The organism is Rhodanobacter sp. FW106-PBR-R2A-1-15 (assembly GCF_058789735.1).
Map to the genome: position 1 here is coordinate 1 of NZ_JBYTEM010000064.1, position 1,272 is coordinate 1,272.

1 pseudogene is annotated in these 1,272 nt (G+C 64.3%); it reads right to left on the reverse strand.

Annotation, left to right across the window (positions count from 1 at the left end):
* Positions 1 to 122: 122 nt before the first annotated feature.
* Positions 123 to 1,200: pseudogene (locus AC3WTD_RS18500) on the reverse strand (IS5 family transposase).
* Positions 1,201 to 1,272 lie beyond the last annotated feature (72 nt).

Sequence of the window (1,272 nt, forward strand, 5' to 3'; positions counted from 1 at the left end):
CGCCTAGCAGGCTGTTGAGAATGCTCCTTTCGGAGCCGTCGTGATAGACCTTCTCTACCGACGCAGGGGCATGTGCGGCCTCGACAGGAGCCGTTTTTCGGATGTCGGACGCACGTCTCCTGTCATGGCCCATGTCGGGATGGGTTCCACCACTCCCCGATGCCGCCAAGCCGGATCAGGTTGTACGCCGCAAACGTCCACGTCACCCAGCCGCGCACCTTGGGCAGCAAAACCATCGGCAGCTTGTCCAATCCGCCGACGGTCTTGATCCAGCCGAAGCTCTGCTCGATGCGCTTGCGTACCCGCAGACTCATCGCATAGCCCTTGCCGCGCGCCTGGCGCGCATCGATGGCGCTGCGTCGGCCCTTGGTGTTGCGCGCAATGTGGGGCTTGCTGCCTCGAAGCGTAAGCGCCTCCACGAAGTCGTGCGTGCGTAGCCTTTGTCCGCGCCCAGGGTGGCGCCACGGCACACGCCCGTCGCGTCCAGCAGGTCGAGCGCGCCATCGCGTGCGCCCGTGCCACTGGCGTGGCGCACGTCCACGCCAACGACCAGGGCATGGCGGTTCTCCATAACGCATTGGCCAGGTAGCTCAGCTTGGCTTCCTTGCCTTCGCCCTTGCGTATCAGGCGTGTGTCGGGATCGGTGGTGGAGGCGGGCGTGTCGTTGCTGCGCGCCTGCCCGTGGAAATCCCCGCCATCGCCGCCGCTGCTGTCCTTCAGCCGGAAGCTCTTGTGCGAGGCCCAGGCTTCCAGCAGCGTGCCGTCCACCGAGAAGTGTTCGTCGCTGACCAGATCCTGCACGCGCGCCATCAGCACGGTGTGCTCAAAGAACTGCCGTACGATCGGCGCGTCGAACAGGCGATCCCGGTTGAACGAGAAGGTGGAGTGATCCCACACGGCATCGTCGATGTTCAGGCCCACGAACCAGCGGAACAGCAGGTTGTAGTTCATCTGCTCCATCAGCCGGCGCTCGCTGCGCACGCTGTAGACCACCTGCAGCAGCGAAGCACGAAGCAGGCGCTCGGGCGCAATCGATGGCCGGCCGCCATCGGCATAGCGCTCGGCGGGCAGGCCATCCAACTCGCCAAGTATCGTATCTACCAACACGCGCAGCTTGCGGATCGGGTGGTCGACCGGAACACGCTCTTCCACCGGAACGTACGAGAACATGCCAAGTTGTTGGACGTCGGGACGGCGCATCGCGGGGTAGCCTTACTATTGATCGCGTCTATGACAGCCGGCTCGGCCGATGGTTTCTCAACAGCCTGCTAG